Origin of the sequence: Streptomyces bauhiniae (assembly GCF_004784475.1) — a bacterium.
Lineage (GTDB): Bacteria > Actinomycetota > Actinomycetes > Streptomycetales > Streptomycetaceae > Streptomyces > Streptomyces seoulensis.
On record NZ_SRRT01000009.1, the window covers coordinates 1 to 17,566 of the forward strand.

A 17,566-nucleotide genomic window follows, 5' to 3' on the forward strand; every position below is an offset into this window, starting at 1 on the left:
TCATAGTGTTTCGGTGGTCATAGCGTGAGGGAAACGCCCGGTTACATTCCGAACCCGGAAGCTAAGCCTCACAGCGCCGATGGTACTGCAGGGGGGACCCTGTGGGAGAGTAGGACGCCGCCGAACTCCTTTTACAGCTCCGGCTCTTGGGCATACAGCCCGAGAGCCGGAGCTTTTTTGCGTTGCGGTAGGGTCAGGGTGCGTTGTCGTCACTTTCGTACAGGAGGCTTCCGGGTGGAGGTCCAGGAGACCCGTGTCCAGACGGACCGGGTCCTCACCATCCCCAACATCCTCAGCATGGCCCGGCTCGCCGGTGTCCCGCTGTTCCTGTGGCTGATCCTCCGGCCCGAGTTCGGAGGTCCCAAGAGTGATGGCTGGGCTCTCCTGGTCCTGGCACTGAGCGGGGTCAGCGACTATCTGGACGGCAAGCTCGCCCGGCGCTGGAACCAGGTCAGCAGCCTCGGCCGACTTCTCGACCCGGCCGCCGACCGGCTCTATGTCCTTTCCACGCTCCTCGGCCTCACCTGGCGGGAGATCCTGCCGCTGTGGCTGACCGCGCTGCTGCTGGCCCGGGAACTGGTTCTGCTGGTGATGGTCGGTATCCTCCGCCGGCACGGCTATCCGCCGCCCCAGGTGAACTTCCTCGGGAAGGCGGCCACCTTCAACCTGATGTATGCCTTCCCGTTGCTGCTGCTCAGCGACGGAAGCGGTTGGATCGCGTCACTCGCCGCTGTTTTCGGATGGGCGTTCGCCGGATGGGGTACAACCCTGTATTGGTGGGCAGGAGTGCTTTATATGGTCCAGGTCCGCCGTCTGGTGCGCGCGGACTCGTTGGCCGACGGAACTCCGAGATCGTCCACGACGTGACGCTTCGATGGCCCGCGACGTAAAAGTGCGGGACAATCTGGACGGGTGAAGTCGGCTAGACCGTCGTCTCTTCGAGGAGGACGCTTCCGACATGAAGGCCGTCGTGATGGCCGGAGGCGAAGGCACACGCCTGCGCCCCATGACCTCTAGCATGCCCAAGCCGCTCCTGCCCGTGGCGAACCGCCCGATCATGGAGCACGTGCTCAGGTTGCTCAAAAAGCATGGGCTCAACGAGACCGTGGTCACCGTGCAGTTCCTGGCGTCGCTCGTCAAGAACTACTTCGGTGACGGCGAAGAACTCGGCATGGAGCTCACGTATGCCAATGAGGAGAAGCCACTCGGTACCGCCGGAAGCGTCAAGAACGCCGAGGACGCGCTCAAGGACGACGCCTTCCTCGTCATTTCCGGTGACGCTCTGACCGACTTCGACCTCACCGAGCTGATCAACTTCCACAAGGAGAAGGGAGCCCTGGTCACGGTCTGCCTGACCCGGGTCCCCAATCCGCTGGAGTTCGGCATCACCATCGTGGACGAGGAGGGCAAGGTCGAGCGCTTCCTCGAGAAGCCGACCTGGGGCCAGGTCTTCTCCGACACGGTGAACACGGGCATCTATGTGATGGAGCCCGAGGTGTTCGACTATGTCGATCCCGATGTCCCCGTCGACTGGTCCGGAGATGTCTTCCCCCAGTTGATGAAGGAGGGCAAGCCCGTCTACGGCTACATCGCCGAGGGCTACTGGGAGGACGTCGGCACCCACGAGAGCTATGTGAAGGCCCAGGCCGACGTGCTCGAGGGCAAGGTCGACGTCGACATCGACGGATTCGAGATCTCGCCCGGCGTCTGGGTCGCCGAGGGTGCCGAGGTGCACCCCGACGCGGTGCTGCGCGGTCCGCTGTACATCGGTGACTACGCCAAGGTCGAGGCGGGCGCGGAGATTCGCGAGCACTCCGTCATCGGCTCCAACGTGGTCGTCAAGAGCGGCGCCTTCCTGCACAAGGCCGTCGTCGCCGACAACGTGTACGTCGGACAGCAGAGCAATCTCCGCGGCTGTGTGGTCGGCAAGAACACCGACATCATGCGGGCCGCGCGGATCGAGGACGGCGCGGTCATCGGTGACGAGTGCCTGATCGGCGAGGAGTCGATCATCCAGGGCAACGTCCGGGTGTACCCGTTCAAGACCGTCGAGGCCGGCGCCTTCGTCAACACGTCGGTCATCTGGGAGTCCAGGGGCCAGGCGCACCTCTTCGGGGCGCGCGGGGTCACCGGCATCCTGAACGTGGAGATCACTCCGGAGCTGGCCGTACGGCTGGCCGGCGCGTACGCCACCACGCTGAAGAAGGGCACCACGGTCACCACGGCCCGTGACCACTCCCGAGGCGCCCGTGCGCTCAAGCGTGCGGTGATCTCGGCGCTCCAGGCGAGCGCGATCGACGTGCGCGACCTGGAGAACGTGCCGCTGCCCGTGGCCCGGCAGCAGACCGCGCGCGGCAGCTCCGGCGGCATCATGATCCGGACCTCGCCCGGTGTGCCGGACTCCGTGGACATCATGTTCTTCGACGCCAAGGGCGCGGACCTCTCCCAGGGCAGCCAGCGCAAGCTGGACCGGGTGTTCGCGCGCCAGGAGTACCGGCGGGCGTTCCCCGGCGAGATCGGTGACCTGCACTTCCCTTCCAGCGTCTACGACTCGTACACCGGGTCGCTGCTGCGGAACGTGGACACGACCGGGATCGCCGAGTCCGGGCTGAAGGTCGTCGTCGACGCCTCCAACGGCAGCGCCGGCCTGGTGCTGCCCAGCCTGCTCGGCAAGCTCGGCGTGGACTCGCTGACCATCAACCCCGGTCTGGACGAGTCCCGGCCCACCGAGACCGCCGAGATACGGCGCAAGGGCCTGGAGCGGCTCGGCGAGATCGTGGCCTCCTCCGGGGCGGCGTTCGGTGTGCGGTTCGACCCCGTCGGCGAGCGGCTGTCGCTCGTGGACGAGAAGGGCAGCATCATCGAGGACGACCGGGCGCTGCTGGTGATGCTCGACCTGGTCGCCGCCGAGCGGCGCAGCGGGCGGGTGGCGCTGCCGGTGACCACGACCCGGATCGCGGAGCAGGTGGCCGCGTACCACGGCACCCAGGTGGAGTGGACGACCACCTCGCCGGACGACCTCACGCGGGTCGGCGGCGAGGAGGAGACCATCTTCGGCGGTGACGGCATGGGCGGCTTCATCGTCCCCGAGTTCAGCAGCGTCTACGACGGCACGGCGGCGTTCGTGCGGCTGATCGGGCTGGTGGCGCGGACGCAGCTCACCCTGAGCCAGATCGACGCCCGGATTCCGCGGGCGCATGTGCTCAAGCGGGACCTGGCGACGCCGTGGGCGGTCAAGGGGCTGGTCATGCGCAGCGTCGTCGAGGCGGCCGGCGACCGGTCCGTGGACACCACGGACGGCGTGCGGGTCGTGGAGAGCGACGGCCGCTGGGTGATGGTCCTGCCCGACCCGGCCGAGGCCGTCACGCACCTGTGGGCGGAGGGCCCCGACGACGCCTCCGCGCAGGCCCTGCTGGACGAGTGGTCGGCCGTGGTGGACAGCGCCGGCCGCTGATCCCCCCGAACGCTCCGCGGCTGCCGGACAGTGCCCCGCCGGGGGTGCTGTCCGGCAGCTGTATGGGGCTCGTTCGAGGACACCGCTCGCGGCATGCGACGATGTGCGGCATGCCGCAGCAACCCCCCGTTCGGAGCAGCCCCGCGCGGCCGAGGCGCCCGGACGCCTCCATGTCGTTGATCACCAACGTGATGGACCACAGCCTCGACGACGGGTACGCCGAGGCCGCCGCGCGCCGGAAGTCCCTGGGTGAGGGCGGTCTGCCGAAGACCCTCCGGGCCAAGCTGGGCCTCGCGGGCGGCCTCGTGCTCGCGGCCCTGGTGGTGACGGTCGGGGCGTCGCAGGCGCATGTCGCGGCTCCCGTGGTGGCCAAGGAGCGCCAGGAGCTGATCGACCGCATCGACCGGGAGACCACCGCCGCGGACAAGCTGGAGAGCGGCGTCGACCGGCTCCGCGAGGACGTCGGGGCACGGCAGCGGGCGGCGCTGCGGCAGTCCGGTGGCAGCCAGGCGGACCTGGTGAGTCTGCTGTCGGGCGCCACCGCCGTGCACGGGCCCGGCGTGAAGCTCGTGGTGAACGACGCCAAGGAGGCGAGCAGCGGGGGAGACGGCACCAATCCCCGCGAGTCCGCCGGCTTCTCCGACACCGGGCGGGTACGTGACCGGGACATGCAGCGCGTGGTCAACGGGCTGTGGGCGTCCGGCGCGGAGGCGGTGTCCATCAACGGGCAGCGGCTGACCGCCCTGTCCGCGATCAGGGCCGCGGGTGACGCGATACTGGTCGACAACAGGCCGCTGGTGCCGCCGTACACGGTGCTGGCGGTGGGGGACGGGCAGAAGCTGAGTACCGCGTTCCAGAACAGCGCCGACGGGTTGTATCTGCACGCACTCCAGGACAACTTCGGTATCCGCACCGCCATCTCCACGGAGGGCGACGTCCGGTTGCCCGCCGCACCGAGTGTGATCGTACGAACAGCACAGCCGAGCGCCGAGCAGGCCGAGCAGACTGAGAAGGGCACATCGTGATCGCCGTACTGGGCCTCGTCGTGGGAGTGGTGGCCGGACTGTTGGTCCGGCCCGAGGTTCCGGCGGTGGTCGAGCCGTATCTGCCCATCGCCGTCGTGGCGGCGCTGGACGCCGTGTTCGGCGGGCTGCGGGCGATGCTCGACGGCATCTTCGACGACAAGGTCTTCGTGGTGTCGTTCCTGTCCAACGTGGTCGTGGCCGCGCTGATCGTGTTCCTGGGCGACGAGCTGGGCGTGGGCGCGCAGTTGTCCACCGGTGTCGTGGTGGTCCTGGGCATCCGGATCTTCTCCAACGCGGCGGCGATCCGGCGCCACGTCTTCCGGGCGTGAGCGGGATGAGCGACCAGGAGGAGCGGCCGGAGAACGGGCTGCGCAAGGAACTCCCCGCGGAGCTGCCGCCCCGGACCCCCGCGCCCCGGCCGGACCCGGAGCCCGCGCCCGGACCACGCCCCGCCGAACCCGCGTCGGAGCAGGCGCCCGAGCCGCAGCTCACCGGGCGTCAGCGGCTGATCGACGGCCTCTGGCCGCCCCGGCTGACGCGCGCCCAACTCATCGTGGCGCTGCTGCTGTTCGGGCTCGGTTTCGGGCTGGCCGTGCAGGTGGCCTCCAACAGCGACGGCGACAGCGCGCTGCGCGGGGCCCGCCAGGAGGATCTGGTCCGCATCCTCGATGAACTGGACGACCGTACTCAGCGTCTTGAGGACGAGAAGCAGGGACTGGAGAAGCAGCGTCAGGAGTTGCAGAGCAGCTCCGACCAGGCCGCGGAGGCGCGCAGGCAGACCGCCGAGAAGGAGCGCCAACTCGGCATACTCGCGGGCACCGTGGGCGCCACCGGTCCCGGCATCACGATGACCGTCCAGGACACGAAGGGAGCTGTCGAGTCCGACATGCTGCTCGACGCGATCCAGGAGCTGCGCGCGGCTGGTGCCGAGGCGATACAGGTCAACGGGGTGCGCGTGGTGGCGAACACCTACTTCTCGGACACCGACGGTGGTGTCGCGGTCGACGGGAACAAGATCAACGCCCCTTATCGTTTCAAGGTCATCGGCAAGCCGCAGGACCTCGAACCGGCGTTGAACATCCCTGGAGGCGTGGTGCAGAGCTTGGAGAAGGAGCAGGCCACGGTGAGTGTGGAGCGCTCGGACAAGATCGCCGTGGATGCCTTGCGGCAAGCGAAGCTGCCTGACTACGCTCGGTCGTCCTCCCGGTGAACCGGCGGTGCATGGGCGGCGTCGGGCGGGGGCATGAGGTTGCGGGGGGTCGCCGCACCGAAGGGGTGGTGCGTGGTGGAAACTGTCGGGTGGATACGGACGTTGTGAAGATGTCCGGATCGGTCGGTGTAGGCATTCTGGGTTCGTCCTGCCCCACGGGCGGGTCTGTTTCGGTCAAGGGGAATCGCCCGTGAAGTTGTTTGGGAAGTTGTTCGGCAAGAGCGCGCGAGAGGGCAACGAGAACGCGACGGCCCGTCATCGCGCACAGCCCGACGAGGAAGGACAGCGTCCGCTGTTCCGGGACCAGGTGGCTGGTCCGGGTGGTGGCACTTCCGGGGGACAGGGCGCGGCGTCCGTTGACCCTGGCCAGGGCGGCGGCATAGGTTTCGGGCAACCGTCGCGGCAGGAGGCTCCGTCCATGTCGGCCCTGGTGTGTACGAGGTGCGGGAACCGCAACGCGGAGAACGCCCGTTTCTGCTCCCACTGCGGCGCGCCCCTGCGTCCCGGTGTGGCGCCGGAGCGTCCGTCGGAGACCACGTCCACGATCTCCATCTCCGGCATCGAGGCGTACGACTCGGAGGTCACCGGTCAGACGGCGATGCCGATGCTGTCTCCCGAGGCGCAGGCGGCGGTCGACGCGCTGCCCATCGGCTCGGCGCTGCTGGTGGTCCGCCGGGGTCCGAACTCCGGCAGCCGCTTCCTGCTGGACAGTGACCTGACCACCGCGGGGCGTCACCCGCAGAGCGACATCTTCCTGGACGACGTGACGGTCTCCCGAAGCCATGTGGAGTTCCGCCGCTCGCCCGACGGTTCCTTCACGGTGGCCGACGTGGGCAGCCTCAACGGCACCTACGTCAACCGCGAGCGGATCGACCAGGTGGCGCTGGCCAACGGTGACGAGGTGCAGATCGGCAAGTACCGGCTGGTCTTCTACGCGAGCCGGCAAGGAGTCTGACCCACCCCCGGGCGCCCGTCCGGGGGAACCCCAGGGAAGGTCCATGCTTCAAACACCGAGCGGCGGTGCCGGAAGCGGTACCGCCGCCAGGGACAGTGGGCTGATGAGCATCGGCACGGTGCTGAACGTGCTGCGCGACGAGTTCCCCGAAGTCACCATCTCCAAGATCCGCTTCCTGGAGTCGGAGGGGCTCATCGAGCCGCAGCGGACCCCGTCGGGGTACCGCAAGTTCAGCCCCCGTGACGTGGAGCGCCTCGGCCATGTCCTCAGGATGCAGCGGGACCACTATCTGCCGCTCAAGGTGATCCGGGAGCATCTGGACGCCATGGAGCGCGGCGAGGCCGCCCCCTTGCCCGTGGTCGGCCGGCAGCGCAGCGGCGACGGCGACCACGAGCCGGCGGAGGCCGAGCGGTCCACCGTCGCCCGGATCGGCCGGGACGAACTGCTGGCGGCGGCCGGCATCGACGAGGCCGACCTGCGCGAGTGGGAGTCGTACGGGCTCCTCTCCCCCCTGGCCGACGGCGTGTACGACGCCGAGGCCGTCACCGTGGCCGCGCTGGTGGCCGAACTGGGCCGGTTCGGCATCGAGCCCCGCCATCTGCGGGTGATGAAGGCGGCCGCCGAGCGCGAGGCGGGGCTGGTCGACCAGGTCGTCGCCCCCCTGAAGCGGCACCGCAACCCGCAGACCAGGACGCTCGCCGAGGCCCGTACCAGGGAACTGGCGGCGCTCACCATGAAGCTGCACTCGGCGCTGGTGAAGGCCGCGCTCGGGGTGCGGCTGCCCTGAGGGGCGGTGTGCCCCGACCCGGTCGGCTTGCGCCGGATCGCCCACCTGTTCCCGGCCCGACTACCCAAACGTCCCGGGCACGGCCTAGGGTTGCTGTGTGAACGAGCTCGATGTCGTAGGTGTCCGGGTCGAAATGCCCTCCAACCAACCGATCGTGCTCCTGCGCGAAGTGGGAGGCGACCGCTACCTCCCCATCTGGATCGGGCCGGGGGAGGCGACCGCGATCGCCTTCGCCCAGCAGGGCATGGCTCCCGCGCGTCCGCTGACGCACGACCTGTTCAAGGACGTGCTGGAGGCGGTCGGCCAGGAGCTGACCGAAGTACGCATCACCGATCTGCGAGAGGGTGTCTTCTACGCGGAGCTGGTGTTCGCCAGCGGGGTCGAGGTGAGCGCGCGGCCGTCCGACGCCATAGCGCTCGCTCTGCGCACCGGCACGCCGATCTACGGCAGTGACGGGGTGCTGGACGACGCGGGCATCGCCATTCCGGACGAGCAGGAGGACGAGGTGGAGAAGTTCCGCGAGTTCCTCGACCAGATCTCGCCCGAGGACTTCGGTACCAGCAGCCAGTGACGCCGGGGGCCGGCCGGGTGGACGAAGGGTCCGCGTGCGGCCGGCTCGTGGCGCGCTGTGACGCCCGAGCGAGGGCACATGCCCGTGTCCCGTGAGAGCGTCCTACGCCTCTCCGCGAGCGCATTCGGCTAGCCTTTCCCCGCGGTGGGACACGAGAAACCACTCTCAGGGTGATTATCACTCGGCGTGCCGAGTGTGGCGATCGTTGACGCACCCCTGGTGACTGCCTACCGTCGACAAGGCAGGTCAAGGACGGAGGTCGGCGTGAGGATGAGCGGCGACGGTACGGCTGGGGGTGCCCCCGGACACGGTTTTGGGGACAGCGGCCCGTACCTTCCCCCGAGCGCACGGTTTCGGCCGGGCGGGGGACACCCACAGCTCGGCGGCGTGGCCGATCACGCTCCGCAGCGGCCGACGGTGGTGCCTGACGGTGAAGGGGCGGCGGCCATGACGTCCGAGGAGATCGGATACCGCGGTCCCACGGCCTGTGCGGCCGCCGGGATCACCTACCGGCAGCTCGACTACTGGGCCCGTACGGGACTGGTCGAGCCCAGTGTGCGGCCCGCGCACGGTTCGGGTACGCAACGGCTGTACAGCTTCCGCGACGTGGTCGTGCTGAAGATCGTCAAGCGGTTCCTGGACACCGGCGTCTCGCTCCAGAACATCCGCTCGGCCGTACAGCACCTCAGGGAGCGCGGGTTCCGCGACCTGGAGCGCATGACCCTGATGAGCGACGGCGCCATGGTCTACGAGTGCACCTCCCCGGACGAGGTCCACGCGCTGCTCCAGGGCGGCCAGGGCATCTTCGGGATCGCCGTCGGCGTGGTCTGGCGGGACGTGGAGAGCGCCCTGTCGCAGCTGCACGGCGAGCGCGTCGACACCGGGGAGACCTTGATCGGGCACAACCCGGCCGACGAACTGGCGCGGCGGCGCAACCGCGCCGTCTGAGACCGGCCGGCACCGTTTTCCACAGGGCGTCCCCGCGCGGGGGCCGTTGTCAGTGGCGTGGTGCAGCATCGGACCTGTGAGAAACGCGCCCACCATCCTCCATCTCGACATGGACGCCTTCTTCGCCTCGGTGGAGCAGGCATCCAAGCCGAGCCTGCGCGGGAAGGCCGTGGTGGTGGGCGGGATCGGGCCGCGCGGGGTGGTGGCCACCGCGTCGTACGAGGCGCGGGTGTTCGGGGTGCATTCGGCGATGCCCACCGCGCAGGCCCGGCGGCTCGCGCCGAACGCCGCGTACCTCATGCCGCGTTTCGCGCTGTACCGGTCGATCAGCGACCAGGTGATGGCGCTGCTGCGGGAGTTGTCCCCGCTGGTGGAGCCGCTGAGCCTGGACGAGGCGTTCGTGGACCTGGAGGCGGGGAACGCCGCCTGGGACGAGGCGTCGGCGCGGGAGGCCGGGGCCCGGCTGCGCGCCGACATCCGGGCGGTGACGGGGCTGACCGGGTCGGTGGGGCTCGCCGCCTCCAAGATGCTGGCCAAGATCGCCTCGGAGCGCGCCAAGCCCGACGGCCTGGTCCTCATCGAACCGGGCACCGAGCGCGCCCTGCTGTCCCCGATGCCGGTGCGCACCCTGCCCGGCGTCGGCCCCGCCACCGGCGACCACCTGCGGCGCGCCGGGATCACCACCGTGCTGGAGCTGTCCGAGGCGGGCGAGGACGAACTGGTCCGGCTGCTCGGCAAGGCCCACGGACACGCGCTGTACGCGATGGCGCTGGCCCGCGACGACCGGCCGGTGGTGGCCGAGCGGGAGGCCAAGTCGGTGTCGGTGGAGGACACCTACGCCGTCGACATCCACGACCGGCTCCGCATCGGCCTGGAGGTCCGCAAGCTCGCCGACCGCTGCGTACGGCGGCTGCGCGGGGCGGGACTCTCCGGGCGCACCATCGTGCTCAAGGTGCGGCGGTACGACTTCTCCACCCTGACCCGCTCCGAGACGCTGCGGGGGCCCACGGACGACCCCTCGGTCATCCGGGAGGCGGCCGCGCGGCTGCTGGACTCCGTGGACACCACGGGCGGGGTGCGGCTGCTGGGCGTCGGCGTGTCGGGGCTGGCCGACTACACCCAGGAGGACCTGTTCGCCCAGGCGGCGGGGGAACTGGCCGAGGAGACGCCGGAGGAGAGCGTTTCCGACTTCGGCCCGGAGAGACCCGAGCCCGCCGCGCCGGAGTGGCGGGCGGGCCAGGACGTACGGCACCCGGAGTACGGGCACGGGTGGGTGCAGGGCAGCGGCCTCGGGCGGGTCACCGTGCGCTTCGAGACCCCGCTCTCCGCGCCGGGCCGGGTACGGACGTTCCGGTCCGACGAGGCCGGGCTGGAACCGGCCGACCCGCTCCCGCTGGTGGCCCAGGTGGAGGCGGCCGCCGCGGAGGGGGAGACGGACGGGGGCTGAGGGGATGCGGGGAGGAGACAGTGTGCCTCAGGGTTCCTCGGTGCCCGCGACCTTGCCGAAGTCGCGGTCCGGGGTGGGCCTGGCGGAGGGGCCCACGTCGAGGCCGTAGTGGTGGTAGAGCTGGAGTTCCTGCTCGGGGGAGAGGTGGCGGCCCACGCCGAAGTCGGGGGCGTCCTTGATGAGGGCGCGCTCGAAGGGGACGCGGAGCGCGCCGTCGACCAGTTCGCTGGGCTCCAGCGGGACGAACGCGTCGCGGGAGAAGAGACCGGTGCGCACCGCCGCCCACTCCGGGACGCCGGTCGCGTCGTCGAGGTACACCTCGTCTATGGTGCCGATCTTGGTGCCGGCGCGGTCGAACGCCTTGCGGCCGATCAGGCTGCGCGGATCGATGTCGGTCTGCACGATCCCTCTCCCTCCACATGGTCGCAACTCATCCGTAAGCACTACAAAAGAGCAGAATCAGCCGGGCGGCCACTCGAACGCCGCGCTCAGGACCCCGCTGGTACGCTGAAGTCGGCTGCTGACCCCGTGCGGGAGAGTCCTCCGAGCCATTCGGAGGCGCCGAAGGAGCAACTCCTCCCCGGAATCTCTCAGGCCCCCGTACCGCACGGACGAGGTCACTCTGGAAAGCAGGGCGGGCGCCATGGCTCCCGCTCTCACCGACGGTGCAAGCCGGGGTCCGCTGGCCCCCGGTGAAGCTCTCAGGTACGAGATGACAGAGGGGGAGGCCGGTGGGCACCCGAGCCGTGGTGCCCCTCGCAGGTCGCGTCAGACCAGGAGGCCTCCGCACATGACCGCCCCTCGCATTCCGCTCGCCGAGCTCGAAGCGGGCATCCCCTTCGAGCACCGCCACATCGGGCCCGACCACGAGGCGCGGGCCAAGATGCTCGCGCAGGTCGGCTACGGCTCCCTGGACGAGCTGACCGCCGCCGCGGTGCCGGACGTGATCAAGAACGCCGACGCGCTCGACCTGCCCGGTGCCCGCACCGAGGCCGAGGTGATCGCCGAGCTGCGCGGTCTCGCCGACCACAACCAGGTCCTCGGCTCCATGATCGGCCTGGGCTACTACGGCACCTTCACCCCGCCGGTCATCCTGCGCAACGTCATGGAGAACCCCGCCTGGTACACGGCCTACACGCCGTACCAGCCGGAGATCTCCCAGGGCCGGCTGGAGGCCCTGCTGAACTTCCAGACGATGGTCGCGGACCTCACCGGGCTGCCCACCTCCGGCGCCTCCCTGCTGGACGAGGGCACCGCCGCCGCCGAGGCGATGGCGCTGTCCCGGCGCATGGGCAAGAACAAGAAGGGCCTCTTCCTGGTCGACGCGGACACCCTGCCGCAGACCATCGCCGTCATCGAGACCCGTGCCGAGCCGGCCGGTGTCGAGGTCGTCGTCGCGGACCTGAGCGAGGGCATCCCGGCCGACATCGCGGAGCGCGACATCACCGGCGTGCTGCTCCAGTACCCGGGCGCCTCCGGTGCCGTACGCGACCTGAAGCCGGTCGTGGAGCAGGCGCACGAGCTGGGCGCCCTGGTCACCGTCGCCGCCGACCTGCTGGCGCTCACCCTGCTCACCTCGCCGGGCGAGCTGGGCGCGGACATCGCGATCGGCACCACCCAGCGCTTCGGCGTCCCGATGGGCTTCGGCGGGCCGCACGCCGGCTACATGGCCGTGCACGAGAAGTTCGCCCGCAGCCTGCCCGGCCGCCTGGTCGGCGTGTCCGTCGACGCCGACGGGCACCGCGCGTACCGCCTCGCGCTGCAGACCCGCGAGCAGCACATCCGGCGCGAGAAGGCCACCAGCAACATCTGCACCGCCCAGGTGCTGCTCGCCGTCATGGCCGGCATGTACGCCGTCTACCACGGCCCCGACGGCCTGCGGACCATCGCCCGCCGCACCCACCGCTACGCCACGATCCTCGCCGAGGGCCTGCGCGCCGGCGGTGTGGAGATCGTGCACGGCGCCTACTTCGACACCCTCACCGCGCGCGTGCCCGGCAGGGCCGCCGAGGTCGTCGCCGCCGCCCGCGAGGGCGGGGTCAACCTGCGCCTCGTCGACGCCGACCACGTCTCCCTCGCCTGCGACGAGACCACCAACCGGGCCCAGCTCGAGGCCGTCTTCGCCGCCTTCGGCGTCGAGGGCGACATCGAGGCGCTCGACGGGTCGGCCGGGGACACCCTGCCCGAGGCGCTGCTGCGCACCGACGACTACCTCACCCACCCGGTCTTCCACGAGCACCGCTCCGAGACGGCCATGCTGCGCTACCTGCGCAAGCTGTCCGACCGGGACTACGCGCTCGACCGGGGCATGATCCCGCTCGGCTCCTGCACCATGAAGCTGAACGCGACCACCGAGATGGAGCCGGTCACCTGGCCCGAGTTCGGCGCGCTGCACCCCTTCGCCCCCGCCGAGCAGGCCGAGGGCTACCTGACCCTCATCCGCGAGCTGGAGGACCGGCTCGCCGAGGTCACCGGGTACGACAAGGTCTCCCTCCAGCCCAACGCCGGGTCCCAGGGCGAGCTGGCCGGACTGCTCGCCGTACGCGCCTACCACCGGGCCAACGGCGACGCGCAGCGCACCATCTGCCTCATCCCGTCCTCCGCGCACGGCACCAACGCGGCGAGCGCGGTGATGGCCGGCATGAAGGTGGTCGTCGTGAAGACCGCCGGGGACGGCGAGATCGACGTCGAGGACCTGCGCGCCAAGATCGAGCAGCACCGCGACGAGCTGTCCGTGCTGATGATCACCTACCCGTCGACGCACGGCGTCTTCGAGGAGCACGTCGCCGACATCTGCGCCCAGGTGCACGACGCGGGCGGCCAGGTGTACGTGGACGGCGCCAACCTCAACGCCCTGGTCGGCCTCGCCAAGCCCGGCCACTTCGGCGGCGACGTCTCCCACCTGAACCTGCACAAGACGTTCTGCATCCCGCACGGCGGCGGCGGCCCCGGCGTCGGCCCGGTCGCGGTCCGCGCCCACCTGGGGCCGTACCTGCCCAACCACCCGATGCAGCCCGCGGCCGGTCCGGAGACGGGCGTCGGCCCGATCTCGGCGGCGCCCTGGGGCAGCGCGGGCATCCTGCCCATCTCCTGGGCGTACGTCCGCCTGATGGGCGGCGAGGGCCTCAAGCGCGCCACCCAGGTGGCCGTGCTCTCCGCCAACTACATCGCCAAGCGCCTGGAGCCGCACTTCCCGGTGCTCTACACCGGCCCCGGCGGCCTGGTCGCGCACGAGTGCATCATCGACCTGCGCCCGCTGACCAAGGCGACCGGCGTCAGCGTGGACGACGTGGCCAAGCGCCTGATCGACTACGGCTTCCACGCGCCGACCATGTCCTTCCCGGTGGCCGGCACGCTGATGATCGAGCCGACCGAGTCCGAGGACCTGGGCGAGCTGGACCGGTTCTGCGACGCGATGATCGCCATCCGCGCGGAGATCGAGAAGGTCGCCTCCGGCGTCTGGCCCGCCGAGGACAACCCGCTGCGCGGCGCCCCGCACACCGCGGCCGCGCTGGGCGGCGAGTGGAATCACGCGTACAGCCGTGAGGAGGCCGTCTTCCCGGCCGGGGTCTCGGCCGCCGACAAGTACTGGCCGCCGGTGCGCCGTATCGACCAGGCGTTCGGCGACCGCAACCTGGTCTGCTCCTGCCCGCCGCTGGACGCGTACGAGGACTGAGCGCGCGCATGAAGAAGGCCCCCTGCCCGGACCTGGGCAGGGGGCCTTCTTCGTGTCCGCTCAGGCTCATGTCCGCTCAGGCCGTGGCGAGCGAGACCTCGGTCGACTTGATCAGCGCCACCACGGAGTCACCCTCCGCCAGCTTCAGTTCGGCCGCCGACTCGTGGGTGATGGCCGACGTCACCTCGGCGCCCGGCACCGCGACCTTCACCGAGGCCATCGCGGTGCCCATGGTGATCTCGCTGATCGTGCCCGCGAGCTGGTTGCGGATCGAGATGTGGTCGACCGGCGCGGTGGCCAGGGACACCTCGGTCGCCTTCACCAGGGCGTGCACCGGGGTGCCCTCGGCCAGCCGGAGTTCCTTGGTGGCCTCCTCGGTGATCGCCGCGGTCAACTGCTGACCGCCGTCCAGTCGGATCTTGACGGTCGCCATGACCTCGCCGGGGTGGACCGCCGTGACGGTGCCGGGAAGCTGGTTGCGGATGCTCATGCTCATGGAGCCACACCGTAGTGGCTGAGCGGGCTCATGCCGGGTATGCGTGGGTCTGCGTCGCCTTGACGGTCGCCCAGACCGGCGCACCGGTGTGCAGGTCCAGCTCGGCGGCGGCCGCCGTGGTGAGGTCGGCGGCGAGCCGGATCTCCCCGGTCAGGTCCGCGCGGATCTGGTCGCCGTGCGTCTCCAGACCGGCCACCTCGCAGCGCCACAGGTTGCGGGCGCTCGCCCCGGTCGGCCGGTCCCGGAACAGGGTGACGGCCACCGGCGGGAACGCCACGAACACCGGCCCGGTGAGGTCCTCGGTGGTGGTGATCGACGGCCCGCCGTCCAGCCGTACCGCGTGCCCGTCGGCCTCGCCCCGGTAGAGGTTGAGGCCGACCAACTGCGCGATGTAGTCGGTACGGGGGTGCCGGGCGATCTCGGTGGGCGTGCCCTCCTGCACCACCTGGCCGTGCTCGACCACCACCAGCCGGTCCGCGAGCACCATGGCGTCCAGCGGGTCGTGCGTCACGAGTACGGCGACCGCTTCGAACTCCGCGAGGTGCCGCCGCAACTGCGAGCGGACCTCCAGGCGGGTACGGGCGTCCAGCGCGGCGAGCGGCTCGTCCAGGAGCAGCAGCCGGGGCCGGGTGGCGAGCGCCCTGGCCAGCGCGACCCGCTGGGCCTGGCCGCCGGACAGGCGGCGGGGCTTGGCGTTCGCGTGGTCGGCCAGGCCCATACGCTCCAGCCAGGTGGCGGCCTGCGCGCGGGCCTCGGTCTTGCCGGTGCCGTGGCAGCGCGGCCCGAAGGCCACGTTGTCCAGCGCGGTCAGGTGGGGGAAGAGCAGGTAGTCCTGGAAGACCACGCCGACCGGGCGCTTCTCCGGCGGGATGCGCTCCAGTGCGGTGCCGTCCAGCCGCAGATGGCCCTCGGAGAGCGGGACGAGGCCCGCGAGGGCGCGCAGCGCGGTGGTCTTGCCCGCGCCGTTCGGGCCGAGCAGCGCGACCACGTCGCCGGGAGCCGCGTGCAGGGACACGTCCAGCCGGAAGGTGCCCCGGTCGACCACGAGACGGGCGTCGAGACCCTGTGCGTCCGCCGCCTTCAGCAGGGCGGGGGGCGCGTCGATGTCGGTCATGGGGCGGTCGTCCTCCGTCGGCGCCGGCGTGGTCGGTGTCTTCCATCCTCGCGGCACCGTCACGCCCCCGTCATCCACCGGTCCCTGAGGCCCGCCAGCACCGCGATGGACACGGCCAGCAGGATCAGGCTGAGGGCGATGGCGGCCTCCGGGTCGTTCTGGAGGGCGAGGTAGACCGCGAGCGGCATGGTCTGGGTACGGCCCGGGAAGTTGCCCGCGAAGGTGATCGTGGCCCCGAACTCACCGAGCGCGCGGGCCCACGCCAGCACGGCGCCGGCCGCGATGCCGGGCGCGATCAGCGGCAGGGTGACCCGGCGGAACGCGGTGAAGCGGGACGCGCCGAGCGTGGTCGCCGCCTCCTCGTAGCGCGGGTCGGCCGCCCGCAGGGTGCCCTCCACGCTGATGACGAGGAACGGCATGGCGACGAACGCCTCCGCGACGACCACACCGGCGGTGGTGAACGGCAGGGTGATGCCGAACCAGGCGTCCAGCGACTTGCCGATGATGCCGTTGCGGCCCAGCGCGAGCAGCAGCGCGACACCGCCCACGACCGGGGGCAGCACCAGCGGCAGGGTCACCAGCGCCCGCACCAGACCCCGGCCCGGGAACTCGGTGCGGGCCAGCAGCCAGGCCAGCGGCACGCCGAGCACCAGGGCGACGGCCGTGGCCGCGGTCGCGCTGATCAGGGAGAGCTGGAGCGCCTGCCACACCTCGGTGCTGGCGAGCTGGGACGGCAGACTGCGCCAGGGGGCGCGGACCAGCAGGGCGAGCAGCGGCACCAGCAGGAACGCCATGGCGAGCAGGCCCGGCACCAGCAGCGGGAGCGGCACGCCACGGCGGGCGGCGCGGACACGCGGGCGCCGCGGCCCGCCCCGGTCGGGACGGGCCGCGGCGGGCTGCTTCAGCTCGGTCACGGCTTGAGGAAGCCGGCCTGGGTCAGCACCTTCTGGCCGTCGGAGGACTTGACCAGCGCGATGAAGGCGGCGGCCGCGTCGGCGTTCTGCGCGTTCTTCAGCGGGGCGATCGGGTAGTCGTTGATCGCGTCCTTGGACTCGGGGAACTCCACGCCCTGGACCTTGCCGGCGGCGGACTTCACGTCGGTCTTGTAGACCAGGGACGCGTCGGCCTCCTTCAGCTCCACCTTGTTCAGGGCGGCCTTGACGTCCTGCTCGTAGGAGACCGGGGTGACCTTGATCCCGCCGGCGTCGAGCACCTTCTGCGCGGCCGCGCCGCACGGCACGGTCTTGTCGCAGAGGACGACCTTGAGCTTCGGGTCGGTCAGGTCCTTCAGCGAGGCGACCTTGTCGGGGTTGCCCGGCAGGGTGGCGATCGCGAGCTGGTTGCGGGCGAAGGTCGACGGGGCGCTCGTCGTGTCCTTCTTGTCGGTGACGATCGCCATGGTCTTGGGGCTCGCGGCGGCGAACACGTCCGCCGGGGCGCCGCTGGTGATGCTGGCGGCGAGGGTGTCGCTGCCACCGAAGTTGAAGGCGACCTTGGTGCCGGGGTGCTGCTGCTCGAACTGCTTGCCCAGCGTCGTGAAGCTCTCCTTGAGGGAGGCGGCCGCGAACACGGTGACCGTGCCGGACAGCTTGGGGGAGGCGGAGTCGGAGCTGTCGGCCTTGGCGGGCGTCGACCCGTCGGAGTTGGAGCAGGCGCTGAGGGCAAGCAGGGCGGCGACTCCCACACCGGCCAGCGGCAGCATCCGGCGGGTCCGGCGTGCGGAACGGGTCATCACGGTTTTCTACTCCTCGTCTCGGCGGAACAACGCTCGCGCCCTTCATGGGGGCCGGAGATCGGCCACGAGGCCGATGATACTGCCGCATTTGCCAGACGTTAGTCAGGTGTCATGTCGCATGAGCTGCGAAGTTGTTATCCGGGGCTGG

15 protein-coding genes, 1 rRNA gene, 1 pseudogene and 1 riboswitch are annotated in these 17,566 nt (G+C 70.8%); of the genes and pseudogenes, 12 read left to right on the forward strand and 5 right to left on the reverse strand.

The annotated features are described in order from the left end of the window. The first annotated feature begins 9 nt into the window (after nucleotides 1–9). From rrf to E5083_RS27180, 11 genes and pseudogenes are all read left to right on the forward strand, one after another. Nucleotides 10–126 (forward strand): 5S ribosomal RNA (gene rrf / locus E5083_RS27130). 108 nt (nucleotides 127–234) lie between these two features. After that, complete coding sequence (clsA, locus tag E5083_RS27135) at nucleotides 235–867, forward strand: cardiolipin synthase ClsA (RefSeq protein ID WP_031181999.1); 633 nt, start codon at nucleotides 235–237, stop codon at nucleotides 865–867. A gap of 91 nt (nucleotides 868–958) precedes the next feature. Beyond that, nucleotides 959–3,454 carry a mannose-1-phosphate guanyltransferase gene (locus tag E5083_RS27140; protein ID WP_135788320.1) on the forward strand — a complete coding sequence of 832 codons (2,496 nt, stop codon included), beginning with the start codon at nucleotides 959–961 and terminating at the stop codon, nucleotides 3,452–3,454. Between the two features lie 101 nt (nucleotides 3,455–3,555). Continuing rightward, a complete protein-coding gene (locus tag E5083_RS27145; RefSeq protein WP_135788321.1) occupies nucleotides 3,556–4,479 on the forward strand; it encodes a DUF881 domain-containing protein in 924 nt (307 codons plus the stop codon). Further along, entirely contained in the window at nucleotides 4,476–4,808 is a 333-nt protein-coding gene (locus E5083_RS27150; protein WP_030808725.1) for a small basic family protein, read from the forward strand. Before E5083_RS27145 ends, E5083_RS27150 begins: the two co-directional genes overlap by 4 nt. Before the next feature lie 5 nt (nucleotides 4,809–4,813). After that, entirely contained in the window at nucleotides 4,814–5,689 is an 876-nt protein-coding gene (locus E5083_RS27155) for a DUF881 domain-containing protein (RefSeq protein WP_135788322.1), read from the forward strand. A gap of 82 nt (nucleotides 5,690–5,771) precedes the next feature. Then, nucleotides 5,772–6,644 carry an FHA domain-containing protein gene (locus E5083_RS27160; protein ID WP_078858438.1) on the forward strand — a complete coding sequence of 291 codons (873 nt, stop codon included), beginning with the start codon at nucleotides 5,772–5,774 and terminating at the stop codon, nucleotides 6,642–6,644. Between the two features lie 43 nt (nucleotides 6,645–6,687). Then, nucleotides 6,688–7,431 carry a transcriptional regulator FtsR gene (gene ftsR, locus E5083_RS27165; protein WP_135788323.1) on the forward strand — a complete coding sequence of 248 codons (744 nt, stop codon included), beginning with the start codon at nucleotides 6,688–6,690 and terminating at the stop codon, nucleotides 7,429–7,431. Nucleotides 7,432–7,528: 97 nt separating this feature from the next. Further along, nucleotides 7,529–8,002, forward strand: a complete 474-nt coding sequence (locus E5083_RS27170) for a bifunctional nuclease family protein (protein WP_004002801.1) — start codon at nucleotides 7,529–7,531, stop codon at nucleotides 8,000–8,002. A 264-nt stretch (nucleotides 8,003–8,266) separates the two neighbouring features. Further along, the gene (locus tag E5083_RS27175; protein ID WP_086695648.1) at nucleotides 8,267–8,950 is read left to right on the forward strand and encodes a MerR family transcriptional regulator; all 684 of its coding nucleotides are present in this window, start codon (nucleotides 8,267–8,269) and stop codon (nucleotides 8,948–8,950) included. Between the two features lie 76 nt (nucleotides 8,951–9,026). Further along, a pseudogene (locus tag E5083_RS27180) lies at nucleotides 9,027–10,506 on the forward strand (DNA polymerase IV). On the opposite strand, the gene E5083_RS27185 reads toward E5083_RS27180, so the two are convergent. Continuing rightward, complete coding sequence (locus tag E5083_RS27185) at nucleotides 10,425–10,799, reverse strand: PRC-barrel domain-containing protein (RefSeq protein WP_135788325.1); 375 nt, start codon at nucleotides 10,797–10,799, stop codon at nucleotides 10,425–10,427. The pseudogene E5083_RS27180 and the gene E5083_RS27185 sit on opposite strands and share 82 nt — an antisense overlap. 119 nt (nucleotides 10,800–10,918) lie before the next feature. Further along, nucleotides 10,919–11,013: riboswitch (glycine riboswitch) on the forward strand. Between the two features lie 174 nt (nucleotides 11,014–11,187). On the opposite strand from E5083_RS27185, the gene gcvP reads away from it, so the two are divergent. Continuing rightward, nucleotides 11,188–14,073 carry an aminomethyl-transferring glycine dehydrogenase gene (gene gcvP, locus E5083_RS27190; RefSeq protein WP_135788326.1) on the forward strand — a complete coding sequence of 962 codons (2,886 nt, stop codon included), beginning with the start codon at nucleotides 11,188–11,190 and terminating at the stop codon, nucleotides 14,071–14,073. Between the two features lie 76 nt (nucleotides 14,074–14,149). Here the strand turns inward: gcvP and E5083_RS27195 are convergent, their stop codons facing one another. From E5083_RS27195 to modA, 4 genes are read right to left on the reverse strand one after another with little or no spacing between them, the layout of a single operon-like run. Continuing rightward, nucleotides 14,150–14,569 (reverse strand): TOBE domain-containing protein, encoded by a 420-nt coding sequence (locus tag E5083_RS27195; protein WP_135788327.1) that lies wholly within the window; start codon nucleotides 14,567–14,569, stop codon nucleotides 14,150–14,152. 28 nt (nucleotides 14,570–14,597) lie between these two features. Beyond that, nucleotides 14,598–15,683, reverse strand: a complete 1,086-nt coding sequence (locus tag E5083_RS27200) for an ABC transporter ATP-binding protein (RefSeq protein WP_135788328.1) — start codon at nucleotides 15,681–15,683, stop codon at nucleotides 14,598–14,600. 59 nt (nucleotides 15,684–15,742) lie between these two features. Beyond that, complete coding sequence (modB, locus tag E5083_RS27205) at nucleotides 15,743–16,597, reverse strand: molybdate ABC transporter permease subunit (protein ID WP_135788329.1); 855 nt, start codon at nucleotides 16,595–16,597, stop codon at nucleotides 15,743–15,745. After that, nucleotides 16,594–17,415, reverse strand: a complete 822-nt coding sequence (gene modA, locus E5083_RS27210) for a molybdate ABC transporter substrate-binding protein (protein ID WP_135788330.1) — start codon at nucleotides 17,413–17,415, stop codon at nucleotides 16,594–16,596. The genes modB and modA overlap by 4 nt, the downstream gene beginning before the upstream one ends. Nucleotides 17,416–17,566 lie beyond the last annotated feature (151 nt).

Coding starts and splice junctions, on each gene's coding strand:
- E5083_RS27140 (WP_135788320.1), top strand. CDS start 959: ATGAAGGCCGTCGTGATGGCCGGAGGCGAAGGCACACGCCTGCGCCCC.
- E5083_RS27145 (WP_135788321.1), top strand. CDS start 3,556: ATGTGCGGCATGCCGCAGCAACCCCCCGTTCGGAGCAGCCCCGCGCGG.
- E5083_RS27155 (WP_135788322.1), top strand. CDS start 4,814: ATGAGCGACCAGGAGGAGCGGCCGGAGAACGGGCTGCGCAAGGAACTC.
- ftsR (WP_135788323.1), top strand. CDS start 6,688: ATGCTTCAAACACCGAGCGGCGGTGCCGGAAGCGGTACCGCCGCCAGG.
- gcvP (WP_135788326.1), top strand. CDS start 11,188: ATGACCGCCCCTCGCATTCCGCTCGCCGAGCTCGAAGCGGGCATCCCC.
- E5083_RS27195 (WP_135788327.1), bottom strand. CDS start 14,569: ATGAGCATGAGCATCCGCAACCAGCTTCCCGGCACCGTCACGGCGGTC.
- E5083_RS27200 (WP_135788328.1), bottom strand. CDS start 15,683: ATGACCGACATCGACGCGCCCCCCGCCCTGCTGAAGGCGGCGGACGCA.
- modA (WP_135788330.1), bottom strand. CDS start 17,415: ATGACCCGTTCCGCACGCCGGACCCGCCGGATGCTGCCGCTGGCCGGT.